The following is a 21,305-nucleotide window of genomic DNA, read 5'->3' on the forward strand; positions in this document are numbered from 1 at the left end:
AGATGAGCGACAACGCCCCCCTGATCCATCCCACCGCCGTGATCGATCCGTCGGCACGCCTGGCCGACGACGTCCGCGTGGGCGCGTTCACGATCATCGGGCCGGACGTCGAGATCGGTGCCGGCACCGACGTCGGTCCGCACTGCAGCATCCATGGCCCGACCCGGATCGGCCGCGACAACCGTTTCATCGGCCATGTCGCGGTCGGCGGCGAACCGCAGGACAAGAAGTACGGCGGTGAACGCACCGAACTGGTGATCGGCGACCGCAACGTTTTCCGCGAGTTCGTCACCCTCAACCGTGGCACCGGCGGCGGTGGCGGCATCACCACCATCGGCGATGACAACTGGATGCTGGCCTACACGCACGTAGCCCACGATTGCCACGTCGGCAACTTCTGCGTGTTCTCCAACAACACCACCCTGGCCGGCCACGTGACCGTGGGTGACTACGTGATCATCAGCGGCTTCGCCGGTGCGCATCAGTTCTGCCGCATCGGTGCGCACGCCTTCCTCGGCATGGGCGCGCTGACCAATGGCGACGTGCCCCCGTTCACGATGGTCGGCACCGACTCGCTGGGCCGCCCGCGCGGCATCAACAGCGAGGGCCTGAAGCGCCGCGGTTTCGACCCCGAGCGCATCACCGCCATCAAGCGCGCCTACCGCACGCTGTACGTGGCGGGCCTGCCGCTGGCCGAAGCCAAGGCGCAGCTGGCCGAGCAGGCGCGCGACAGCGACGACGTCAAGTCGATGCTGGACTTCATCGAACACACCGAGAGGCACCTGCTGCGATGAGCAGCGCGACCGGCCAGGCGCCGGCCGGCGCCGAGGTGATTTCGCTGGCCTCGATGGCCGGCAGCGTGCCTGCCCATCGGGTGCTGAGCGATCGTCCGTTGCGGATCACGCTGGCCGCCGGTGAAGCTTCCGGCGACCTGCTCGGTGCGGGCCTGATTCGCGAACTGAAGGCCCGCTTCCCGCATGCCGAATTCGCCGGCATCGGCGGCGATGCCATGCGCAGCGCCGGCTGCCAGACCTGGCACGACGCCAGCGAACTGGCAGTGATGGGCCTGACCGAAGTCCTGCGCCATCTGCCGCGCCTGCTCAAGCTGCGTTCGGCCTTCCGCCAGCGTGCGCTGGAGTGGCAACCCGATGTGTTCATCGGTATCGACGCTCCGGACTTCAATCTGGGTATCGAACGCTGGCTGAAACAGCGTGGCGTGCGCACCGTGCACTACGTCAGCCCCTCGGTGTGGGCATGGCGCGAGAAGCGTGCCGAGAAGATCGGCAGCAGTGCGGACCTGGTGCTGTGCCTGTTCCCGATGGAACCACCGATCTACGCCAAGCACGGCATCGATGCGCGCTTTGTCGGCCATCCGATGGCCGATGACATCCCGCTGCATGTCGACCGTGAAGCGGCCCGGATCGAACTCGGCCTGCCCGCCTCGGCCAAGGTGCTGGCCGTGCTTCCCGGCAGTCGACTGGGCGAGATCTCCAAGCTCGGAGAAGCCTTCTTTGAGGCCGCCTGGCAGGTGTCCGAGCGTATTCCCGGCCTGCACGTGGTGGTGCCGGCGGCCAATGCGGCCTGCCGACGCCTGATCGAGGAGCAGCTGTCACGCTCGGCGCTGCCGGTGGCCTATTCGCATGTACTGGACGGCCAGGCGCGCAGCGCGATGATCGCCGCCGACGTTGTGGTGCTGGCCTCTGGCACTGCGACCCTGGAAGCGATGCTGGTGAAGCGACCGATGGTCGTCGGCTACCGGGTCAACGAACTGACGTACCGCTTGGTGAAGGCGTTGGGGTTGATCAAGGTCGACCGCTTCGCCCTGCCCAACATCCTTGCCGGCCAGGACCTGGCGCCAGAGCTGATGCAGCACGACTGCACGCCGGAGAAACTGGCCGCCGCCGTCCAGCAGTGGTTCGACCACCCGCAGCGGATCGCCGATCTGCAAGGAACCTACACGCGCCTGCATGAACGCCTGCGTCGCAACGCATCGGCGCGCGCAGCCGATGCTGTCGGCGAACTGCTGATCCGTGGCCAGGAAAAAGCATGAGCCGCCGGCATGCCGCAGCGGCCAGCCTGGCCCTGTTCGATGGCGCTGCGGTGATCGATCCCGGCCATCGCATCGCCGGTGTAGACGAAGCCGGCCGGGGACCGCTGGCCGGCCCTGTCGCGGTGGCCGCAGTGGTGTTCGATCCACAGCGGCCACGACTGAACGGCCTGGATGATTCCAAGCAGCTGACCGCAGCACGCCGCGAGCAGCTGCATGACCGCATCCTCGACCGCGCTCTGGCCTGGCACGTGGTGCTGGTGGACGTGGAAGCCATCGATCGCCTGAACATCTATCAAGCCACGCTGCAGGGCATGCGCGATGTCGTCGCGGCGGTGGCCCACGTGGCCGGCTTCGCCCGTATCGACGGCAACGTGGTGCCCAAGGGACTGGTGCTGCCGGCGCAGGCGCTGGTCGGCGGCGATGGCATCGACCGCGCGATCATGGCGGCCTCGATCCTGGCCAAGGTCTCGCGCGACCGCTACATGCTGGACCTGCACGCACGCCACCCGCAGTACGGCTTCGACCAGCACAAGGGCTACGGCACCCCGGCGCATCTGGCCGCCCTGCGTGAGCATGGCCCGTGCGCGGAGCACCGGCGCAGTTTCGCACCGGTGCGCGAGTGCCTGGAAACGCCGCCGGCTGTGGCCGCCGCCACCGCGATCGCCTGAACGGTCGCCGGGCGTGGCCCGACGCTACCACGGCAACATGAACGCCCTCGGTAGCGCCGGGCCATGCCCGGCGACATTCGCGATATCGCGCACCGTCAAGTCCTTGTCGCAACCCCCTGCCCTCGCTACCCTGACCGGGCACTCCAGCGCTTCCCGACCCCGGCGACGATTCCCGCGTCTGCACCCGGGGCCTGCGCGCTCCAACCTGGTCCGGCATGTCCAACTCCCGCTTCGTACATCTCCACGTCCACACCGAGTTCTCGCTGGCGGACTCGACCATCCGCGTGCCGGCCAAGCCGGACCAGGCTGACCCGAAGAAGGCCAAGCAGGCCAACCTGCTGTCGCGCTCGGTCGAACTCGGCCTGCCTGCGCTGGCGGTAACCGACCTCAACAACCTGTTCGCCCTGGTCAAGTTCTACAAGGCAGCCGAAGGTGTGGGCATCAAGCCCATCGCCGGCGCCGACGTGATGATCGCCGAGGAAGGGCAGGACCCGTGGCGGATGACCCTGCTGTGCCGCGACCGAGAGGGCTACCTGAGCCTGTCGCGTCTGCTGACCCGTGCCTGGATGGAAGGCCATCGCCCCGAGGGCGGCGTCGCCGTGCACCCGGACTGGCTGAAGGCCGGCAACGCCAACCTGTTCGCCCTGGCCGGCCGCGAGAGCCTGGCCGGGCGCCTGGCCCTGGATGGCAAGCACGATCTGGCCGAGCAGCAGCTGGCCGACTGGCAGCGCGTGTTCGGCGACGGCCTGCACCTGGAGCTGACCCGCACCGGCCGCGATGGCGAAGAGAGCTTCAACCAGTTCGCGCTGATGGCCGCTGGGCAGCGTGGCCTGCCGGTGATTGCCAGCAACGACGTCCGCTTCCTGTCGCCGTCCGATTTCAGCGCGCACGAAGCACGCGTGTGCATCTCCACCGGCCGCGTGCTGGATGACCCCAAGCGCCCGCGCGAGTACAGCGACCAGCAGTACCTGAAGTCGGCCGAAGAGATGTGCGCGCTGTTTGCCGACATTCCCGATGCGATCGACAACACGCTGGCGCTGGCCGAGCGCTGCAACATCGAGATGCGCCTGGGCACCTACTTCCTGCCCGACTATCCGGTGCCGGACGAGGAGACGCTGGACAGCTGGATCCGCAGCGAATCGCGCAAGGGCCTGGCCGCACGCCTGGAAAAGAATCCCATCGCGCCCGGCATGACCGCGCAGGATTACAGCGACCGCCTCGAGTTCGAGCTGGACACCATCATCAAGATGGGCTTCCCCGGCTACTTCCTGATCGTGGCCGACTTCATCCAGTGGGGCAAGGCGCAGGGCATCCCGATCGGCCCGGGCCGTGGTTCCGGTGCCGGCTCGCTGGTGGCATGGGCACTGCAGATCACCGATCTGGACCCGCTGCCGTACAACCTGCTGTTCGAGCGCTTCCTCAACCCCGAACGCGTGTCGATGCCCGACTTCGACATCGACTTCTGCATGGACCGCCGCGACGAAGTCATCGACTACGTTGCGCGCAAGTATGGCCGCGAGCGGGTCAGCCAGATCATCACCTACGGCACCATGGCAGCCAAGGCGGTGGTGCGCGATTCCGGCCGCGTGCTCGGCTTCCCCTACGGCCTGGTCGACGGCGTCGCCAAGCTGATCCCGAACATCCTCGGCATCTCGCTGAAGGATGCGATGGGTGAGGGCAAGGACAGCGAGATGGCTTCGCCCGAGCTGATCCAGCGCTACCAGAGCGAGGACGACGTCCGCGACCTGATCGACCTGGCGCGGCAGCTGGAAGACCTGACCCGCAACGCCGGCAAGCACGCCGGTGGCGTGGTGATCGCGCCCGAGCCGTTGAGCGAGTTCTGCCCGCTGTTCGCCGAACACGATGAAGATGGCCGCGGCAAGAATCCGGTCACCCAGTTCGACAAGAACGACGTTGAAGAAGTGGGCCTGGTGAAGTTCGACTTCCTCGGCCTGCGTACGCTGACGATCATCGACTGGGCAGTGAAGGCGATCAACAAGCGTCACGAGCGCGCCGGCATTCCGCCGGTGGATATCACCCAGCTGCCGCTGGACGATGCGCCCACCTACAAGGACATCTTCGCGTCGGGCAATACCGGTGCGGTGTTCCAGTTCGAATCCTCGGGCATGCGCCGCCTGCTGAAAGACGCCAAGCCCGACCGTTTCGAAGACCTGATTGCGCTGGTGTCGCTGTACCGACCCGGCCCGATGGACCTGATTCCCTCCTTCGTCGACCGCAAACACGGGCGCGAAGACGTGGAGTATCCCGATCCGCGCACTGAGCGCATCCTGCGCGACACCTACGGCATCATGGTGTACCAGGAGCAGGTGATGCAGATGGCGCAGATCGTCGGCGGCTACTCGCTGGGCGGCGCCGACCTGCTGCGCCGTGCGATGGGCAAGAAAGTGCCGGCGGAAATGGCCAAGCACCGCGAGATCTTCCGCGAAGGTGCGGCCAAGGACGGCGTCGGCGAAGCCAAGGCCGATGCGATCTTCGACCTGATGGAGAAGTTCGCCGGCTACGGTTTCAACAAATCACACGCCGCCGCCTACGCGCTGGTGAGTTACCAGACCGCCTGGCTCAAGCGCCATTACCCGGCCGAGTTCATGGCCGCGACGCTGTCTTCGGACATGGACAACACCGAAAAGGTGGTCGGATTCCTGGATGAGGTGCGCAACCTCGGCCTGACCGTGCTGCCGCCGAAGGTGAACCAGTCCGCCTTCATGTTTGAAGCGGCCACGCCGGACACGATCCAGTACGGCCTGGGCGCGATCAAGGGCGTCGGCCAGGGTGCCTGCGAAGCGGTGGTTGACGAGCGCCTGCGCGGCGGCGACTACACCGACCTGCTCGACTTCTGCACCCGCATCGGTTCGGCCAAGCTCAACCGGCGCACGCTGGAAGCAATGATCAACTGCGGTGCGCTGGATGAGCTGGGCCACAACCGTGCCTCGCTGATGCTGCAGCTGCCGGAAGTGATCAAGGCCACCGAACAGATGGCGCGCGAACGTGCGTCCGGCCAGAACTCGCTGTTCGGCGGCCCCGAGCCAGGCGTGCAGGCCATCCACCTGGAGCTGCAGGAAACCGACGAATGGCCGTTGCTGCAGCGCCTCAACGGCGAGCGCGACACGCTGGGCTTCTACCTCAGCGGCCACCCGTTCGATCCTTGGCGCGATGATGTGCGCGATCTGGTCGGCACCGACCTCGGCTCGGTGGAAAAGATCTGGAGCGCCAACAGCAACAGTGGTGGCGGCGAGAAGCGCTGGCGTCCGGAAGTGCAGACCGTGCTTGCCGGCCAGGTGGTCGGCGTGCGCCGCAAGGGCGAGAGCCAGATCTTCATCCAGCTGGAGGATGGTCGTGGCCGCGTCGAATGCAGCGCGTTCTCCGATGCCATGGCCGAGTTCGGCCACCTGATGACCAAGGACCGTATCCTGGTGGTCAAGGGCGGCCTGCGCGAAGACGAGTTCAACGGCGGCTTCGCATTGCGCATCCGCCAGTGCTGGGACTTCGACGAGGTCTGTGCGAACTACGCCACGCGCCTGTCGCTGCGCCTGGACCTGCGCCAGCAGCGACCGGTGTGGGAGCGCATCGATGCCCTGCTCGACCGCCATCGCCCCGGCCGCACGCCCCTGCGCCTGGACCTGCTGTTGAAGGGACCCGATGGCGGCATCGCCGGCATGCTCGATGTTTCCGGGCAGAGCGCGGTGCGCGTCGATTCCAAGCTGATGGAGGCGCTGCGCGCCGAACCGGCAGTGCGCACGCTGAAGGTGCGCTACAGCCCGCCATGGGCCAGCTGAGGCTGGCCCCACCCCGTTTCCGCTTTCCCGCTGCATACGTCAAGGACGATTGCCCGTAATGAAGAACCTGCTGTTGCCGATGATGGCCGCGCTCGCGCTGGCTGGCTGTTCCTCCAAGGTCGATTTCGAGATCGACAACCCGACCGATGCGCCGCTGGCGATCAGCATCGATGGCAAGGACCTGCCGGTGGCCGCGCACGCGTCGCGACCGATCAGCCTGGCTGCCGGTGAGCATCACCTGCATACCGACCGCCTGGGCGATGTGCGCTTCATCGTCTACGCCGACGGCCGCGGCGGCCTGATCAATCCCAGCCTCAGCGAGTACGTGACGGCGCGCGAGATCTATGTGACCGGAGAGGACAAGCTGAAGAACTTCGGCGTCAGCGGCCTGGGCATCGAGCTGGGCGGCGTCGAGTTCAAGGGACCGTTCGAAAAGCACCACGGCCTGTTCATCGACAAGACCTGGAACTTCGGCGTGCGCGAGCCGTTCCCCGAGGAACAGGTGGTTGCGCACGTGGATTCGACCGGTGGCAGGATCAGCACCAAGATCTTCACCGCGCCGGAATTCATCACCTACATCGAGGCCAGCATGGGCGAACCCGGTGCCTACAAGCGCGAGCAGCCCGCCGGCTACGTGGCCCCGGCCTACACGCTGGAACCGGCGCCGGCGCTGCCCGCGCTGGACCCGGCCTTCGAGGCCCATGCCGGTCCCATGCGAGACATCTATGCCCGCTGGCTGAAGGCCACCACGGCCAGCGAGCAGAAGGCCCTGCGCAAGGAAGACTTCCAGGCGCAGATGGCCTTCACCCAGGCCACCATGACGCTGGGCGCGAAACTGCCGGTGGCGGCCAACCAGGCCTACAACGACTTCGTGACGATCCGCAGCACCGAAATGGCCCGCAGCGCGCTGGTCCTGCCCTGAACCGGCGGCCGGCGGACCGACTGGCGCCGCCGGCCCCCACTGCGCTACCGTCGGTTTCCAGACGAAGGCGTACGGGCCGTTCCTGCGCATTCGGCTAGAATTCCCCTCTTCTTTACACGACGGCTTCCGATGAATCCGAACTACCTCGACTTCGAGCAACCCATCGCCGACCTGGAAGCCAAGATCCAGGAACTGCGCAACGCCAGTGCCGGGCCGGCGGTCAATGTCGAGGCCGAAGTGCATGCGCTGCAGGACAAGCTGCGCGTGCGCACCGCACAGATCTTCCGCAACCTGACCTCGTGGCAGGTGCTGCAGCTGGCCCGCCATCCGTCGCGCCCGTACACCGCCGACTACATCCGCATCATCTGCGATGAGTTCCAGGAACTGGCCGGCGACCGTGCCTTCGCCGACGACAAGGCGATCATGGGCGGCCTTGCCCGCATCAATGGCCGCTCGGTGATGGTCATCGGCCACCAGAAGGGCCGCGACACCAAGGAAAAGATCAAGCGCAACTTCGGCATGCCCAAGCCCGAGGGCTACCGCAAGGCGCTGCGCCTGATGAAGATGGCCGAGCGTTTCGGCCTGCCGGTGCTGACCCTGATCGATACCGCCGGCGCCTGGCCGGGCATCGATGCCGAGTCGCGCGGCCAGTCCGAAGCGATCGCGCGCAACCTGATCGAAATGGCCGAACTGAAGGTGCCGATCATCTGCACCGTGATCGGTGAAGGCGGCTCCGGTGGCGCGCTGGCGCTGGGCGTGGGCGACCGTACCGTGATGCTGGAATACGCGGTGTACTCGACCATCACCCCGGAAGGCTGCGCCTCGATCCTGTGGAAGGATGCCGGCAAGGCCAAGGATGCTGCCGAGCAGCTGGGCCTGACCGCGCCGCGCCTGAAGGGCCTGGGCCTGGTCGACAAGGTCGTGCGCGAGCCGACCGGCGGCGCCCACCGCAACCCGACGCAGATGGCCAAGCGGCTGAAGGCCGTGCTGCTGAACGAGCTGGACGCGCTGGATGCGCTGTCCACCGAAGAGCTGCTCGACCAGCGCTACAAGCGCCTGCGCAGCTACGGTACTTACGAGGCGGCGTAAGCCTCTGCTCGAGGCGTTACTTTTCTTTTCGCGAAAAGAAAAGTAACCAAAAGAAACGCTCCGCCAGCCGCGAGCCGGTGTGCTCTGCACACCGGTTCCCTGCGCTCCTCAGTCCGCCAAGGGACGGCGCGGGACTCGCTACGCTCAAACATCCGCGCCTCTACGCCCTTGCCGGACCTCCGGTGCTCGGCTCGCTTGAAGGTGGATTGGGAAAGCAGAGCGAAAAGCATCCACGCATGGCGTGGATCTACTGGGTGCAGGTGTGGCGTTTGACGTTGGGTCCGCCTTTTAGCGAGCCGAGCATCGCAGGGGAATCAGGGGCGTAGAGGCGCCGATGTCTGAGCGCAGCGAGTTCGGCGCCGTCCCCTGATTGACCGAGAAGCACAGGGCACCGGTGCGTAGCACCGGCTCGCGACCTGGCGGCGTGTTCTTTGGTTACTTTCTTGCACGAGCAAGAAAGTGACATGTTCGAGAGCTCCAGATCTCAGAACGGCTTGGCCAGCACCAGCCAGACGATCGGAATGAACGCCAGCAGCGGGATCTCGTTGATCCAGCGCAGCGCGCGCGACGACGGCAGCGCCCTGCCCCTGGCCACGCCCTTGAGCAGGCGTCCGATCCAGATGAAGTACGCCAGCAGCACCACCACCAGGCCCAGCTTGGCGTGCAGCCATCCCGCGCCCCCCGGGGCGACCATGGTCGGGAAATCCGGAATCACCTTGTAGCCCAGCCACAGCACCAGGCCTAGCACGAACGCCAGGCCGAACATCGAATGGCCGAAGCGGTACAAGCGCATGCCCATCAGCTGCAGGCGCTCGACCACCGCCGGCTGCCCCGCCGTCTCGGACAGGTTCACCAGGATGCGCGGCAGGTAGAACACCGTGGCCATCCATGCCACCACGAACACGATGTGGAAGGTCTTGACCCAGTAATAGCTCTGCATGCGCTCGCTCCGGCGGCTGGCGTGGATGTCCGCCATTCTCGCATGCGCTGACGAGGCCGCCTCACGTGCAACCGCCGCGACACATCGACGCATAGTGTGGTGCAACACCGTACGATAGGCGCCGATTTCACGACTGCACCCGAACGCCATGGACAAGACCTACGACGCCGCCTACTTCCAGCGCTGGTACCGGCACGCCGACATCGGCGGCAGCGCGCGCCTGGCGCGCAAGGTCGCCCTCGCCGTGGCGACGGCCGAGTACTACCTGGAACGACCGATCCGCAGCGTGCTGGATATCGGCTGCGGCGAAGGTGCGTGGCGCGCGCCGCTGCTGAAACTGCGTCCGAAGGTCGAATACCTCGGTTTCGACAGCAGCGAGTACGCTGTGCGCCGCTACGGCCGGACCCGCAACCTGCACCTGGCCAGCTTCGGCGATTTCGCCTGGCTGCGGCCCTGCGCCCCGGTCGACCTGCTGATCTGTTCGGACGTGATGCACTACGTGCCCAACCGCGAACTTCGCGCAGGCCTGGCCGGTGTCGCCGAGCTGACCGCAGGCGTGGCGTTCCTAGAGACCTTCGCCGCCGAAGATGAATTCGAGGGCGACCATGACGGCTTCCAGTCGCGTCCGGCCCGCTGGTACCGGCGCGAGCTGGCTCGGCAGGGCCTGCAGGCAGTGGGGTCCCACCTCTGGCTGGGGCCAGCGCTGGCCACCGAAGCGACTGCGCTGGAACAGGCGGCCCGCTGAATACGGGCAGTGCGTCTGCTTAACGTCCGGGACAGTCGGATGCGCTATGCTGCGCGGCAACATAAGACCATACATATTCGGTCGGCATGCTCTATCAACTGCACGAACTGACCCGCAACCTGCTCGCCCCTTGGGTGCACCAGGCCCAGGCCAACGCCAAGTTCTTCGCCAACCAGGGACACTGGTGGTCGCAGATGCCCGGCGCTGATCGCTTGGCCGCGGTCAATGAGCTGTTCCATCGCATCGGCAAGGATTACGAGAAGCCCGAATGGGGCATCAACGAAATCGAGGTCGAGGGCGAGCGCGTGCCGATCGTGGTGCACGAGGAACTCAGCAAGCCGTTCTGCAAGCTGCTGCGCTTCAAGCGCCACAGCAATGAAGCCGACCAGCTGCACACCATGCTCAACCAGCCGTTCGTGCTGGTGGTGGCGCCGTTGTCGGGCCATCACGCCACGCTGCTGCGCGACACCGTGCGCACGCTGCTGCGCGACCATCGCGTCTATGTGACCGACTGGGTCGACGCTCGCATGGTGCCCGGCAGCGAGGGCGAGTTCGGGCTGGACGACTACATCGCCTACATCCAGGAGTTCATCCGCCATCTTGGCGTGGAGCGCCTGCACGTGGTCAGTGTCTGCCAGCCGACCGTACCGGTGCTGGCCGCCGTTTCGCTGATGGCCAGCCGTGGCGAACCGACGCCGCGCACGCTGGTGATGATGGGTGGCCCGATCGATGCGCGCTGCAGCCCGACCGCAGTCAACAACCTGGCCACGCAGAACCCGTTGTCGTGGTTCGAGAACAACGTCATCCACACCGTACCGGCCAGCTATCCCGGTGCCGGCCGCCGCGTGTATCCCGGTTTCCTGCAGCACGCCGGCTTCCTGTCGATGAATCCCAGCCGCCACTTCAGCTCGCACTGGGATTTCTACACCGACCTAGTGAAGGGCGACCTGGAAGATGCCGACGCGCACCGTCGCTTCTACGACGAGTACAACGCGGTGCTGGACATGCCGGCCAAGTACTACCTGGACACCATCTCCGTGGTGTTCCAGGACTTCCTGCTGCCGCGTGGCGAGTGGGTGGTCAATGGCGAAAAGGTCGACCCGTCGGCAATCCGCGATACCGCGCTGTTGAGCATCGAAGGCGAACTGGACGACATTGCCGGCCTCGGCCAGACCGAAGCGGCGCAGGCACTGTGCAGCGGTATACCGGCCGAACGCCGTGAACACTTCATCGTGGATGGTGCAGGCCATTACGGCATCTTCAGCGGCCGCCGCTGGCGCGAAGTGGTGTACCCGAAGGTGCGTGACTTCTTCGCCGCGCATGCCGAAGCCCCGGCAGCGAAGGCCACGAAGAAGAAGAGCAACGTCACCCCGCTGCGGCGAAAGGCGGGGTAGCACGTCCCTGGTGGATGCCAACCTTGGTTGGCGCTTCTGGTAGATGCCAACCTTGGTTGGCGCTCTTTCAAGCGTGCTGACACTTGATGGTTCGTGCCAACCAAGGTTGGCACCTACCATGGCGAAGTGCCGACCGAGGTCGGCACCCACCAGAGAACAGATCGCTGCCTTACAACCGCACCAGCAGGTTCTTGGCCAGCATGCCGTGCAGCTTGCCGATGCCGCGTGCCAGGTGCATCGTCAGCAGCAGCAGCAACACACCCACCGCTGCTACCACGATCGCCACCAGCGGCGATGCCGCCATCGGCAGTACGTTCACGTCGTTGATGTAGATGCCGGGGATGTCGCCGCTGAAGATCGCCGCCACCGGTGCCCAGATCAAACCCAGCGACAGCGACAGCAGGGTCACCGCGATGGTGAAGTAGATGATGCCCAGCGGCAGCATCAGCACGAAGTACAGCAGGGTCAGCCAGGTGCGGCCATCGGTGAACATGTCGCCGATACGCTGCAGCCAGCTGCGGCTGCGGTCGGTGTACTGCGGCCGGCGCGGCATGCGCTCACCCAGCAGCGCTTCCACCAGCCGCCCCTCCAGCAACGCCAGTCCACGCACCGAGCCGAAGAACAGCACCGTCAGCGGCACGCCGATGATCAGGATCAGCAGGCCCAGCGACAGCGACAGGCCGGTGACCACCCAGGTGAAGAAGAAGATGCCGGTGGCCAGCGACAACAGCATGTAGAACAGCGCGCCGTAGGTGTGCGGGTCGGTCACCACGCCGAAGAAGCGCGCCAGCAGCGAGCGTTGCACGGGGGCTGCCGGCTGCGCCGCCGGTGCAGCACCGCAGGCCTCGGCCGCTGCACGCAGCACCGGGCCCGTGTCAGCCCGCGGCGTGCGCAGCGCGCGGTTCACCGTGAGCTCGGTTTCGCGATAGATCTCCGCCACCTCGTCCGGTGCACCGTAGCTGCCGGCAACATCGGCGATGACCTCGGCTTCGCTGCGGCCGGGCTGCGCCGCCAGTTCAGAGCGCAGGTACTCCTCGGCGTCGTACAGGGCGTCCTGCACCATCGCCGGATCGGCACCGTCCAGCGCGGCACGCAGCTGCGCCAGGTACTGCGGGATGGTGCTGGGCAGACGGTTGCCTGCCAGGTCCAGGTCGTTCATTGCGGTACCCCCTCCAACACGGAATCGACGGAATCACGGGTGTCGCGCCAGGCCTGGCGCCATTGCTGCAGCACCTCCCGGCCACGTGCGTTGATGCGGTAGTAGCGGCGCGGCGGCCCGCTGCTGGACGGCTCCACATGGCTCTCCAGCAGGCCGGCGCCCTCCAGGTTGCGTAGCACCGGGTACAGCGCGCTCTGCTTGCCACTGAGCACGCCCTCGCCCACCCGTTCCAGCTCCTTGGCGATCAGGTAGCCGTACAGCGGCTCACCGGCGCGGGCCAGCACTGCCAGCAGGGCCAGCGACACGGTGCCGGCGCTTAGCTCCTTCTGGAACTTCTTCAGGTGGACATCGTCCTCGGACATGACCGGCCCTCCACTACGTTGAAGTCCACAGTATTGCGAAGTTCGGTATAGCGAATGTGTCGTTAGTCATCCTGCCGTGTGGAAAGGGGCCTTCAGGCATGATGGACGGCCGCCCGCACTTGGGCCGCAACGCTCTGCGGCAAAGCGTGCCTGCCCTCTTCAAGCCGGCTGAGCAGGGCCTGCCAGCGGGCGGCCCCGAGCGGCGAGTACTGCCCGCTCACCCGAAGCCAGCCATGCACGAGCCGCAGGTGCCAGGCACGTTCATCCTCGCGCTGCGGTACCGCATCCAGCAGCAGGTCGAGGTGTTGCCACAAGGGCAGCCGGGTCAGCTGCCCGAGCAGGCCAGCCTGTGCCACCGGCGAAGGACCGTCGTGGCAGAAGGCGAGCAGGCGCGGCGGGTCCAGCTCTGCCGCCCATAGCATGGTGGCGCTGGCCAGCAACGCATTCACGGTCCGCCCCGGCTTTTCCAGCGCCTCGCGCAGCAATGCCAGACGGGCACCGCCCTCGGCCCGCACCCAGCCGCGCAGGCAGTTGCGCTGGTGGCGCGCCGATACCTGGGGCAACAAGGCGCGCAGTGCAGGCATATCCTCTGCCTCGGCGTGATCGGCCAGCGCTTCCAATGCTTCGCGCCATCGCGCGCGTCGACGGTGCTTGAGCTCGTCTCGCCACAACGCGATGGCCGGCGTGGCCTGCCGCTGCTGGAGCAGCCACATCGCCAACCGGCGCACGCCTCTCGAACGGTCGAATGCCGCGGTTTCGATGTGCACATCCAAGCCGGCCACCTCGCGCTCGACCAGCGCACGCAACGCGGCACTACGTACCCCGCTCGCAGGCGCGGACAATGCCAGCGCGCACTTCGCCTCGACATCCGCAGGCTCACCGTGGTGCAGAAGATCGGCAAGTGCCAGGTGCGAGATGTGCGGATCACTGTCCAGAATCGCGTGCACGCGCAACGCTGCCCGATCCGGATGACTGTGCAGGGCGACGGCGTAGGCCATCAGCCGGGTGCGTGCGTCGGGATGGCCCAGCAGTCCTTCAACCACTATGCGGTTGGAGGGCGATGACAACCAGGCGAACAGGGTGCCCTCGAGCCACGCCCGGTCAACGCGCTGGGAATGGCGCAGGCGCACGGCGACCGGCCAGGCCGCCAGTACGTGCTGCACCGCGCACTGCCCGAGCAGGGACATCACGCAATCCTGCGCCGCCGCACGCACTTCAGCCACCCAGTCGTTGCAGCGGAGCAAGGCACAGGACAACGTCAAATGGCTGGGCACCGAGCGCATCATCTGCAACGCGGCCTCACGCGTGCGGCCATTGCCATCCGAGCCCGCAAGGAACAGTGCCGCCGTCTGCACAGTAGCCGGCGCCGCTGCACAGGCTTTCAGGCAGGCGAGCAGGCCATCATCGTTGGCAGCCCACCAACCGCGCCGACGCTCATCAACATCGAACAGCCCACGTGGCGACAACGTCTGCAACCAGTGCACACGATCCCCCCCTTCGTCGACGAACGCCTTCAGGATCTGGTCGATTCTGGCGCTCAGTGCGGCTTCGGGGGCCTCCGGATGCGGTATCAACATCATCTGCTTCCATTAAGGAGAATGACCATCGTGCCGCACGTACATGGACACGGCCAGCACGCGACCGTGGCGCAGGCACGCACTCTCGCGCAGAATCGAGGCCTCGTTCATGTTCCGGGGATCCCATGCCGCACCGTCGACGCCTTGCCCTGACCGCCCTCGCCCTGGCCTGCCTGCTGCCTGCAATGGCCAGCGCAGCCACGCCCTACCGCAGCCCGCAGCAGATCCTCGATGCCTCCGCGGCCAGCGACTGGCGCACGCCGGACCCGGCCAACCTGCTGTACATGGACCTGCCGGCCGGGCGGGTGATCATCGAGCTGGCGCCGCAGTTCGCCCCACGCCATGTCGCCAACATCCAGATCTTCGCCCACGAGCACTTCTGGGACGGCACCAGCATCTACCGCTCGCAGGACAACTTCGTGGTGCAGTTCGGCGATGCCGACGCCGATGATGCGGCCAAGGCCAAGCCGTTCGGCAGCGCGCAGCGCAAGCTGCCGGCCGAGTTCGAGCGCGCCAGCGCCGGCCTGAATGTGAGCGTGCTGCCGGACCGCGATGGATGGGCAGCACAGACCGGCTTCGTCGACGGCTTCCCGGTCGGCCAGGACCCGCAGGCCGGCAAGGCCTGGCTGGCGCACTGCTACGGCATGCTCGGTGCCGGCCGCAGCAACGAGGAAGACAGCAGCATCGGGGCCGAACTGTACGTGGTGACCGGCCAGTCGCCGCGCCAGCTGGATCGCAACATCACCCTGGTCGGCCGCGTGCTGAAGGGCATGGAACTGCTCAGCGCGATCCAGCGTGGACCGGCACCGATGGGCTTCTACACGGACCCGAAGCTGCGCACACCGATAGTGTCGATCCGCCGCGCCAGTGACGTCCCTGCGGCCGAGCGCACGCCGATCCAGGTGCTGCGCACGGATTCAAAGACCTTCACCGATACGGTGGAAGCGCGCCGCAACCGCGTGGATGATTTCTACAAGCGCCCGGCGGGCCATATCGACCTGTGCAATATCCCGGTGCCGGTGCGGTAGCGCCGGGCCATGCCCGGCGAGCGTAGCGGCGGGTTGGCAATGCGAAGCGGAAAGCATCCACGCATGGCGTGGATCTACTGTAGAGCCGAGCCATGCTCGGCGGCAGGATTCATCAGCCCTTCTGGCTGACCGCCACGCTGCCCAGAATCAACGCACCCGCAATCAGCATCTGCAGCGTCACCGGCTCGCCCAGGAACAACCAGGCGAACGCAGCGCCGAACAGCGGAACCAGGTAGGTCACCGTTGACGCGCGCGACGGGCCGATGCGGCCGATCAGGCGATAGAACATCAGGAAGGCGAATCCGGTGCAGACCACGCCCAGCGCGATCGCCGCGCCCCATGCCTTGCCCGGAATCGGACCCTGCGGCAGATGAGTTAGCGCCATCGGCAACAACCACAATGAGGCGCACGACAACGTGGCAGCGGCGGCCGCGGCCGAAGGCAGACCGGTCATGTGCCGCTTCACCAGGTTCACGCCCAAGCCGTACAGCAGCGAGGCGGCGGCACCGGCCAGTACGGCCGTGCCGATGCTCAACCCCGAGATCTTGGCCGTGGCCAGGACCACCACGCCGGCAAAACCCACCAGCAGCGCGCCGGCACGGCGCACCCCGATCTTCTCGCCGAAGAACAGGAAGGCGATCAGTGCGGCAAACAGCACCGTCATCGCATTGCAGATCGCACCGATGGCAGCCGGCGCACGCTCTGCAGCGTAAGCGAACAGCACGAACGGCAACGCCGAATTGACCAGGCCGATCGGCGCCAACCACAACCAGCGGCGCGGTGGGAACTGCGCGCGTGCGCGCCACAGGAACGGCAGCAACACCAGTGCGCCCAGTACCAGCCGTACCTCGACCAGGGCGAACGGCCCGAATGAAGGCACTGCCACCCGCATGAACAGGAACGAGCAGCCCCAGATCGCGCCGAGCAGGGTCAATTCCAGCGGTGTGCGCCAATCACGCTCGGTCGCTTGGGGTATCGCATTCATGTGCTGTGTCCGTTCGTCATCGTGGCGCTGTTCCGGTCACACAGGATCAGCCGCAGACGCCCGCTGCACAAGCGCGTAGTATCGCTGCCAGCCACAAATATGGTTTGAGGCTGGACATGCTGCTACGCCCTTCCCTGCTTCCCGCCCTGGCCGTTTTCGCGGTCGCTGCGCGCCATCAGAACTTCGCCCAGGCCGCGCAGGAACTGCATCTGACTGCCAGCGCGGTCAGTCACCATGTGCGACGCCTGGAAGAGGTGCTTGCCACCCGCCTGTTCCTGCGCCATGCACGCGGGGTACGCCTGACCGCCGAAGGCCGACAGTTGGCAGACGCCGCCAGCGCGGCGTTCACCGATGTCGCCGCCGTCGCCCACCATCTGCAGCCGGACGCAGACAGCGTGCCGCTGCGGATCGCGACGCTGCGCTCGCTGTCATATTGCTGGCTGCTGCCACGGCTTCCGCGTTTCACCCAGGCCCATCCACACATCCGCATCGAGCTGCACACTGGCAGTGGCCTGGACCGTTACGACGAGAACGGCCCGGAGGTCGGCATCCGCTACGGACTGGGCCAATGGCCCGGACTGCACGCGCAGCACCTGATGGACGACAACCTGTTTCCCGTCGCGTCCCCGGCGCTGCCGGGAGTCGAAGCGCTGCAGGACCCGGCACGCATCGCCGAACTGCCGCTGCTGAGCGATCTGTCACCACAGGGCTGGCGCGATTGGTTCCGCCATGCCGGCGTGCGTCCGCCGTCACCGTTGCCGGCGATGCACACCTTTGCCGACAGTACCGACGCGATGCGCGCGGCGGTGTACGGCATGGGCGCGGTGCTGGCGCGTACCCACGTCGCCCAGCCGTACCTGCAGCGCTATGAGCTGGTACGCCTGCCTGGCCCTGCACTGAAGGCACGCTATGCCTATTACGTGGTGCATGCCGAAGGGCGGCCGCCCAGCCCCGCCGCACGGCTGTTCATTGACTGGCTGCTGGGCCAGGCAGCGGATGAGCGTACGCCGGTGCCGGCGTTGCCGGACAGTCTGCTGGGCCGACCGACCACACCCGGCTGACTGCGCCCTCACCCGATCTTTGCCCAGCGCTGGCTAGGCTGCAGGCGAACCCCACAACGTGCTTCCGCCATGGCCCTGCTGCGACTGCGAATTACCGGAACCGAAGACGATGCCCGCGCGATCAGCGACCTGCTGCTCGGCCTGGAAGGCATCGAACACGTCGAAGAGACCGACGACCTGATGCCGCACATGGATGACGATGATTCCAGCTCGGCCGGCCTTTCCGACGACATCGGCCCGGGCACCCACGAACTGGAAGTGGAAGTGGGCAACGAAAGCACCGCGCAGAAGGTCCGCGATGCGGTGCAGGAACTGGCGCTGGAACTGGATGTGTTCGTCGAATACGAGACCGACGAAGGCTGAGATGCGGGAGTGCCGGCCAGCGGCCGGCACTCCTGTGCCGGTCAGACTGCGAGCGGCAGCTTGCGGCGGCGGCGACGGATCAGCGCACGGACGACCCAGGCCATCACCAGCGCCACCACGCCCACCGGCAGCAAAGCGGCCGCGGCACGGATCAGGAATGCCACGCTGGTACTGAGAATGCCGCCCGACTCGCTCAGGGCTTCGCCGATCTCGCTGCGGCTGCGTTGGCCCGACGTGGTGTCGAAATGCATCGTCACCAACTGGGTATCGATGCGCCTGCGCTGCTGGGCGGCGTCCTTGGTGGCCTGCTCCACACCCGCCTCGATCTCCGACAGGCGCGTGGTGATCGCCATCAGATCCTCGATCTTCAGATCGCTACGGTCCTGGTAGGACAGCAACCGCGCGTGCTCCTTCTCCAGCCGTGCCTTGGTCAGCGCGGTGTCGGCCACCTGCTGGGCCAGGTCCTCGGCACGCGTGTTGCGCGCCTGCAGCGTGCCACCCTCGCCGGCCAGGCCGATCAGTGACTCCACGCCCTTCGGCGCGATGCGTACCTTGACCTCGCCACTGGGCTGTTCGCCACTGCGCTGATCCACCTGCAGCACCGCGCACTCACCGAACTTCGCGTTCTGGCACGCCTGCGCGACCTGCTGGATGCGCGGGGCGATCTGCGCTGCTTCCAGCTGCACCTGCACATCGTGCTCATAGGCCAGGAACGCGCCTTCAGGCGAGGCTACGCCCGCTTCGGCGGCACCACCGGCATCGGCGGCCCTCTCACCCTGCTTTGCGCAGGCAGCCAGCGCCAGCAGCAATGCCGGCACGATCATCGCGCGCGTCCACGCGCGCCGCGCCGTCATCGCGAGGCTCCGTCGAACGCGGTGATCGACAACCCACCCAGCTCGACCTGCGGCAGGCAGCGCACGTTGATCGCCACCATCGGCAGGCCGCTGCGCGGATCCACCGCCTCGCTGTACGGCGCGGTGCCGCACTCGCGGCAGTGATGGTGATCGATGTTATGGGTGTTGAACTGGTAGGTCGCCACGTCGGCGATATCGGTGCCCAGCTGGAACGCCTCGCGCGGGGCGAACCAGAGCAGGCTGCCGCGGCGGCGGCACATCGAGCAGTTGCAGTCGATGACGTCCTTGATGGGGGCGTCGGCCTGCACGGTGAATGCGATCCTGCCGCAATGGCAGCTTCCCTGGTATTCCATGTCCCGCGCTCCGCTGGAGAGTCCCTGTATGCGCCCATGGTAATCCTATGGCACGGGGACAAAGCAGCCCTGGGGGCCTATGCTCGGGGATTGACCCCGTACAGGAATGCCGATGCGCCCGCATCTTCTTGCCCTCGCCCTCGTCGCCGCCCTTGCCGGTTGCCAGCCGGCCGATGCCCCGACCAACGGTTCCACCCCGGCCGCCAGCCAGCAGGCGGGTGATGCGGCGGTCGATGCCGCCTTCGCCGACCTGTCCAAGCGTGCCCTTGACACCTGGATGCAGCTGTCCCCGGTCAGCGCCACCCAGATCGGCGACCACCGCTATGACAGCGAGATCGACGACCTGAGCGCGGCCGGCCAGCAGAAGACCGTGGACGCCTACAAGGGCCTGCTGGGCGAGCTGGACAAGATCGACGTGGCCAAGCTGGGCCGCGAGAACCAGGTGGATGCTGCGATCCTGCGCAACCAGCTGCAGTCGGAAATCTGGAATGCCGAGGTCATGCAGTCCGGCAAGTGGGATCCGCAGCTGTACAACGGCGTTGCCGGCAGCGCGATCTACGGCCTGATGGCACGCGAGTTCGCGCCGTTGCCCGAGCGCCTGAAGGCCGCCACCGCGCGCATGGAGAAACTGCCGGCGATCTTCGCCCAGGCCCGCGAAAACCTGGATCCGGCACGCGTGCCGAAGATCCATGCCGAGACGGTGGCCAAGCAGAACAAGGGCATCCTCAGCATCGTCGATACCTTCATCACCCCGCACATCGGCGAGCTGCCGCAGGCCGACCAGCAGCGCCTGCAGGCCGCCATCGACGGCCTGAAGAAGGCCGTGGACGAACAGCAGACCTGGCTGGACAAGACCCTGGTGCCGAACGCCAAGGGTGACTTCCGCATCGGTGCGGAAAAGTACGACCAGAAGCTCAAGTTCGCGCTGAATTCCTCGCTGTCGCGGCAGGAGATCGGTGAGCGTGCACGCGCCGAACTCAAGCGCGTGCGCGAGGACATGTACGGCATCGCGCAGACCGTGCTGAAGGACAAGCCGGGCGCACCGGAAATGCCGGCGCAGCCGACCGACGAACAGCAGCAGAAGGCGATCGAGGCCGCGCTGGAGCTGGCCTACGCTGACAAGCCGGCGCGCGACAAGGTCGTCGACGACGCCAAGGCCGCACTGGAGCAGTCCACTGCGTTCGTCCGCGAGCACGACCTGATGACCCTGCCCGACGCGCCGGTGGACATCATCCTGATGCCGGAATTCCAGCGTGGCGTGGCCGTGGCCTACTGCGATTCGCCTGGCCCGCTGGACAAGAACCTGAAGACCTTCTACGCGGTTTCGCCGATTCCGGATGACTGGAACGACAAGCAGGTCGATTCGTTCCTGCGTGAGTACAACTCGCGCATGATCCACCTGCTGAGCATCCACGAGGGCACCCCGGGCCACTACCTGGAAGGCTGGCATTCGGCCAAGTTCCCCTCCACCCTGCGCGCGGTGCTGCGCTCGGGCCTGTTCGCCGAAGGCTGGGCGGTCTACACCGAGCGCATGATGCAGGAGCAGGGGTACCTCAACAACGACCCGCTGTTCCACCTGGTGCAGCTGAAGTTCTACCTGCGCACGATTTCCAACGCGATCCTCGACCAGGGTGTGCACGTGGACAACTGGGATCGCGAAAAGGCGATGCACCTGATGACCCACGACGCCTTCCAGCAGGAAAGCGAAGCCTCGGGCAAGTGGGTGCGTGCGCAGCTGACCTCGGCTCAGCTGCCGACCTACTTCGTCGGTGCGCAGGAACACTTCGACACCCGCAAGGCGATGCAGGACAAGCTGGGTGACAAGTTCAACCTGAAGGCCTACCACGACCAGATGCTGTCCTACGGCGCACCGCCGGTGCGCTTCGCACGCCAGCTGATGCTGGACCAGCCGATCGAGTGAGGGATCGGGTGTGAGTTGAATGAAAACGGCCCGGGGAAAC

Annotated in this window: 19 protein-coding genes; 12 read left to right on the forward strand and 7 right to left on the reverse strand. The window is 66.5% G+C overall.

Annotated features, from left to right (window positions below):
* The first annotated feature begins 2 nt into the window (after positions 1–2).
* The 6 genes from lpxA (at position 3) to AC1DKR_RS13045 (ending at position 8,523) form a co-directional block, all read left to right on the forward strand.
* On the forward strand, positions 3–794 hold the full coding sequence (lpxA, locus tag AC1DKR_RS13020; protein ID WP_312785768.1) for an acyl-ACP--UDP-N-acetylglucosamine O-acyltransferase: 792 nt from the start codon (positions 3–5) through the stop codon (positions 792–794).
* 53 nt (positions 795–847) lie between these two features.
* A complete protein-coding gene (gene lpxB, locus AC1DKR_RS13025; protein ID WP_478033249.1) occupies positions 848–2,050 on the forward strand; it encodes a lipid-A-disaccharide synthase in 1,203 nt (400 codons plus the stop codon).
* On the forward strand, positions 2,047–2,718 hold the full coding sequence (locus tag AC1DKR_RS13030; RefSeq protein WP_312785767.1) for a ribonuclease HII: 672 nt from the start codon (positions 2,047–2,049) through the stop codon (positions 2,716–2,718). Before lpxB ends, AC1DKR_RS13030 begins: the two co-directional genes overlap by 4 nt.
* Positions 2,719–2,933: 215 nt before the next feature.
* Complete coding sequence (dnaE, locus tag AC1DKR_RS13035) at positions 2,934–6,512, forward strand: DNA polymerase III subunit alpha (RefSeq protein WP_223494640.1); 3,579 nt, start codon at positions 2,934–2,936, stop codon at positions 6,510–6,512.
* 58 nt (positions 6,513–6,570) lie between these two features.
* Positions 6,571–7,434: a hypothetical protein gene (locus AC1DKR_RS13040; RefSeq protein ID WP_223494639.1), complete on the forward strand. Its 864-nt coding sequence runs from the start codon at positions 6,571–6,573 to the stop codon at positions 7,432–7,434.
* Positions 7,435–7,563: 129 nt separating this feature from the next.
* The gene (locus tag AC1DKR_RS13045) at positions 7,564–8,523 is read left to right on the forward strand and encodes an acetyl-CoA carboxylase carboxyltransferase subunit alpha (protein WP_025877686.1); all 960 of its coding nucleotides are present in this window, start codon (positions 7,564–7,566) and stop codon (positions 8,521–8,523) included.
* Positions 8,524–9,007: 484 nt separating this feature from the next.
* Here the strand turns inward: AC1DKR_RS13045 and AC1DKR_RS13050 are convergent, their stop codons facing one another.
* The gene (locus AC1DKR_RS13050; protein WP_099844244.1) at positions 9,008–9,463 is read right to left on the reverse strand and encodes a CopD family protein; all 456 of its coding nucleotides are present in this window, start codon (positions 9,461–9,463) and stop codon (positions 9,008–9,010) included.
* A 148-nt stretch (positions 9,464–9,611) separates the two neighbouring features.
* Between AC1DKR_RS13050 and AC1DKR_RS13055 the strand changes: the two genes are divergently transcribed.
* Positions 9,612–10,208, forward strand: a complete 597-nt coding sequence (locus AC1DKR_RS13055; protein ID WP_478033211.1) for a class I SAM-dependent DNA methyltransferase — start codon at positions 9,612–9,614, stop codon at positions 10,206–10,208.
* Between the two features lie 86 nt (positions 10,209–10,294).
* Positions 10,295–11,602, forward strand: coding sequence for a polyhydroxyalkanoate depolymerase (locus tag AC1DKR_RS13060; RefSeq protein ID WP_025877691.1), 1,308 nt, complete (start codon positions 10,295–10,297; stop codon positions 11,600–11,602).
* Positions 11,603–11,771: 169 nt separating this feature from the next.
* On the opposite strand, the gene AC1DKR_RS13065 is transcribed toward AC1DKR_RS13060, so the two are convergent.
* The 3 genes from AC1DKR_RS13065 to AC1DKR_RS13075 form a co-directional block, all read right to left on the reverse strand.
* Entirely contained in the window at positions 11,772–12,761 is a 990-nt protein-coding gene (locus AC1DKR_RS13065) for a sensor domain-containing protein (RefSeq protein ID WP_478033212.1), read from the reverse strand.
* Positions 12,758–13,123, reverse strand: coding sequence for a PadR family transcriptional regulator (locus AC1DKR_RS13070; protein WP_032975774.1), 366 nt, complete (start codon positions 13,121–13,123; stop codon positions 12,758–12,760). The genes AC1DKR_RS13065 and AC1DKR_RS13070 overlap by 4 nt, the downstream gene beginning before the upstream one ends.
* A 92-nt stretch (positions 13,124–13,215) precedes the next feature.
* Positions 13,216–14,700, reverse strand: a complete 1,485-nt coding sequence (locus tag AC1DKR_RS13075; RefSeq protein ID WP_478033213.1) for a hypothetical protein — start codon at positions 14,698–14,700, stop codon at positions 13,216–13,218.
* Between the two features lie 125 nt (positions 14,701–14,825).
* On the opposite strand from AC1DKR_RS13075, the gene AC1DKR_RS13080 reads away from it, so the two are divergent.
* A complete protein-coding gene (locus tag AC1DKR_RS13080) occupies positions 14,826–15,728 on the forward strand; it encodes a peptidylprolyl isomerase (RefSeq protein WP_478033214.1) in 903 nt (300 codons plus the stop codon).
* A 112-nt stretch (positions 15,729–15,840) separates the two neighbouring features.
* Here AC1DKR_RS13080 and AC1DKR_RS13085 read toward each other — a convergent pair whose 3' ends face one another.
* Positions 15,841–16,713 carry a DMT family transporter gene (locus AC1DKR_RS13085; protein ID WP_025877696.1) on the reverse strand — a complete coding sequence of 291 codons (873 nt, stop codon included), beginning with the start codon at positions 16,711–16,713 and terminating at the stop codon, positions 15,841–15,843.
* A 116-nt stretch (positions 16,714–16,829) separates the two neighbouring features.
* Here AC1DKR_RS13085 and AC1DKR_RS13090 point away from each other — a divergent pair, with 116 nt between their 5' ends.
* Together AC1DKR_RS13090 and AC1DKR_RS13095 are read left to right on the forward strand one after the other, a co-directional pair.
* Positions 16,830–17,774: a LysR substrate-binding domain-containing protein gene (locus AC1DKR_RS13090; RefSeq protein WP_117309888.1), complete on the forward strand. Its 945-nt coding sequence runs from the start codon at positions 16,830–16,832 to the stop codon at positions 17,772–17,774.
* A gap of 69 nt (positions 17,775–17,843) precedes the next feature.
* A complete protein-coding gene (locus AC1DKR_RS13095) occupies positions 17,844–18,137 on the forward strand; it encodes a hypothetical protein (RefSeq protein WP_025877698.1) in 294 nt (97 codons plus the stop codon).
* Between the two features lie 41 nt (positions 18,138–18,178).
* Here the strand turns inward: AC1DKR_RS13095 and AC1DKR_RS13100 are convergent, their stop codons facing one another.
* Positions 18,179–18,991 carry a DUF4349 domain-containing protein gene (locus AC1DKR_RS13100; RefSeq protein ID WP_478033215.1) on the reverse strand — a complete coding sequence of 271 codons (813 nt, stop codon included), beginning with the start codon at positions 18,989–18,991 and terminating at the stop codon, positions 18,179–18,181.
* The gene (locus AC1DKR_RS13105; RefSeq protein WP_025877700.1) at positions 18,988–19,344 is read right to left on the reverse strand and encodes a GFA family protein; all 357 of its coding nucleotides are present in this window, start codon (positions 19,342–19,344) and stop codon (positions 18,988–18,990) included. The genes AC1DKR_RS13100 and AC1DKR_RS13105 overlap by 4 nt, the downstream gene beginning before the upstream one ends.
* 112 nt (positions 19,345–19,456) lie before the next feature.
* Here AC1DKR_RS13105 and AC1DKR_RS13110 point away from each other — a divergent pair, with 112 nt between their 5' ends.
* A complete protein-coding gene (locus AC1DKR_RS13110) occupies positions 19,457–21,265 on the forward strand; it encodes a DUF885 domain-containing protein (protein WP_478033216.1) in 1,809 nt (602 codons plus the stop codon).
* The last annotated feature ends 40 nt before the right edge of the window (positions 21,266–21,305 follow it).

This window comes from Stenotrophomonas sp. 01N47, from assembly GCF_056399165.1.

Bases quoted from the DNA above. Each gene is read 5' to 3' on its own strand.
- lpxA (WP_312785768.1), top strand. From the start codon at position 3: ATGAGCGACAACGCCCCCCTGATCCATCCCACCGCCGTGATCGATCCG.
- lpxB (WP_478033249.1), top strand. From the start codon at position 848: ATGGCCGGCAGCGTGCCTGCCCATCGGGTGCTGAGCGATCGTCCGTTG.
- AC1DKR_RS13030 (WP_312785767.1), top strand. From the start codon at position 2,047: ATGAGCCGCCGGCATGCCGCAGCGGCCAGCCTGGCCCTGTTCGATGGC.
- dnaE (WP_223494640.1), top strand. From the start codon at position 2,934: ATGTCCAACTCCCGCTTCGTACATCTCCACGTCCACACCGAGTTCTCG.
- AC1DKR_RS13040 (WP_223494639.1), top strand. From the start codon at position 6,571: ATGAAGAACCTGCTGTTGCCGATGATGGCCGCGCTCGCGCTGGCTGGC.
- AC1DKR_RS13045 (WP_025877686.1), top strand. From the start codon at position 7,564: ATGAATCCGAACTACCTCGACTTCGAGCAACCCATCGCCGACCTGGAA.
- AC1DKR_RS13050 (WP_099844244.1), bottom strand. From the start codon at position 9,463: ATGCAGAGCTATTACTGGGTCAAGACCTTCCACATCGTGTTCGTGGTG.
- AC1DKR_RS13055 (WP_478033211.1), top strand. From the start codon at position 9,612: ATGGACAAGACCTACGACGCCGCCTACTTCCAGCGCTGGTACCGGCAC.
- AC1DKR_RS13060 (WP_025877691.1), top strand. From the start codon at position 10,295: ATGCTCTATCAACTGCACGAACTGACCCGCAACCTGCTCGCCCCTTGG.
- AC1DKR_RS13065 (WP_478033212.1), bottom strand. From the start codon at position 12,761: ATGAACGACCTGGACCTGGCAGGCAACCGTCTGCCCAGCACCATCCCG.
- AC1DKR_RS13070 (WP_032975774.1), bottom strand. From the start codon at position 13,123: ATGTCCGAGGACGATGTCCACCTGAAGAAGTTCCAGAAGGAGCTAAGC.
- AC1DKR_RS13075 (WP_478033213.1), bottom strand. From the start codon at position 14,700: ATGTTGATACCGCATCCGGAGGCCCCCGAAGCCGCACTGAGCGCCAGA.
- AC1DKR_RS13080 (WP_478033214.1), top strand. From the start codon at position 14,826: ATGCCGCACCGTCGACGCCTTGCCCTGACCGCCCTCGCCCTGGCCTGC.
- AC1DKR_RS13085 (WP_025877696.1), bottom strand. From the start codon at position 16,713: ATGAATGCGATACCCCAAGCGACCGAGCGTGATTGGCGCACACCGCTG.
- AC1DKR_RS13090 (WP_117309888.1), top strand. From the start codon at position 16,830: ATGCTGCTACGCCCTTCCCTGCTTCCCGCCCTGGCCGTTTTCGCGGTC.
- AC1DKR_RS13095 (WP_025877698.1), top strand. From the start codon at position 17,844: ATGGCCCTGCTGCGACTGCGAATTACCGGAACCGAAGACGATGCCCGC.
- AC1DKR_RS13100 (WP_478033215.1), bottom strand. From the start codon at position 18,991: ATGACGGCGCGGCGCGCGTGGACGCGCGCGATGATCGTGCCGGCATTG.
- AC1DKR_RS13105 (WP_025877700.1), bottom strand. From the start codon at position 19,344: ATGGAATACCAGGGAAGCTGCCATTGCGGCAGGATCGCATTCACCGTG.
- AC1DKR_RS13110 (WP_478033216.1), top strand. From the start codon at position 19,457: ATGCGCCCGCATCTTCTTGCCCTCGCCCTCGTCGCCGCCCTTGCCGGT.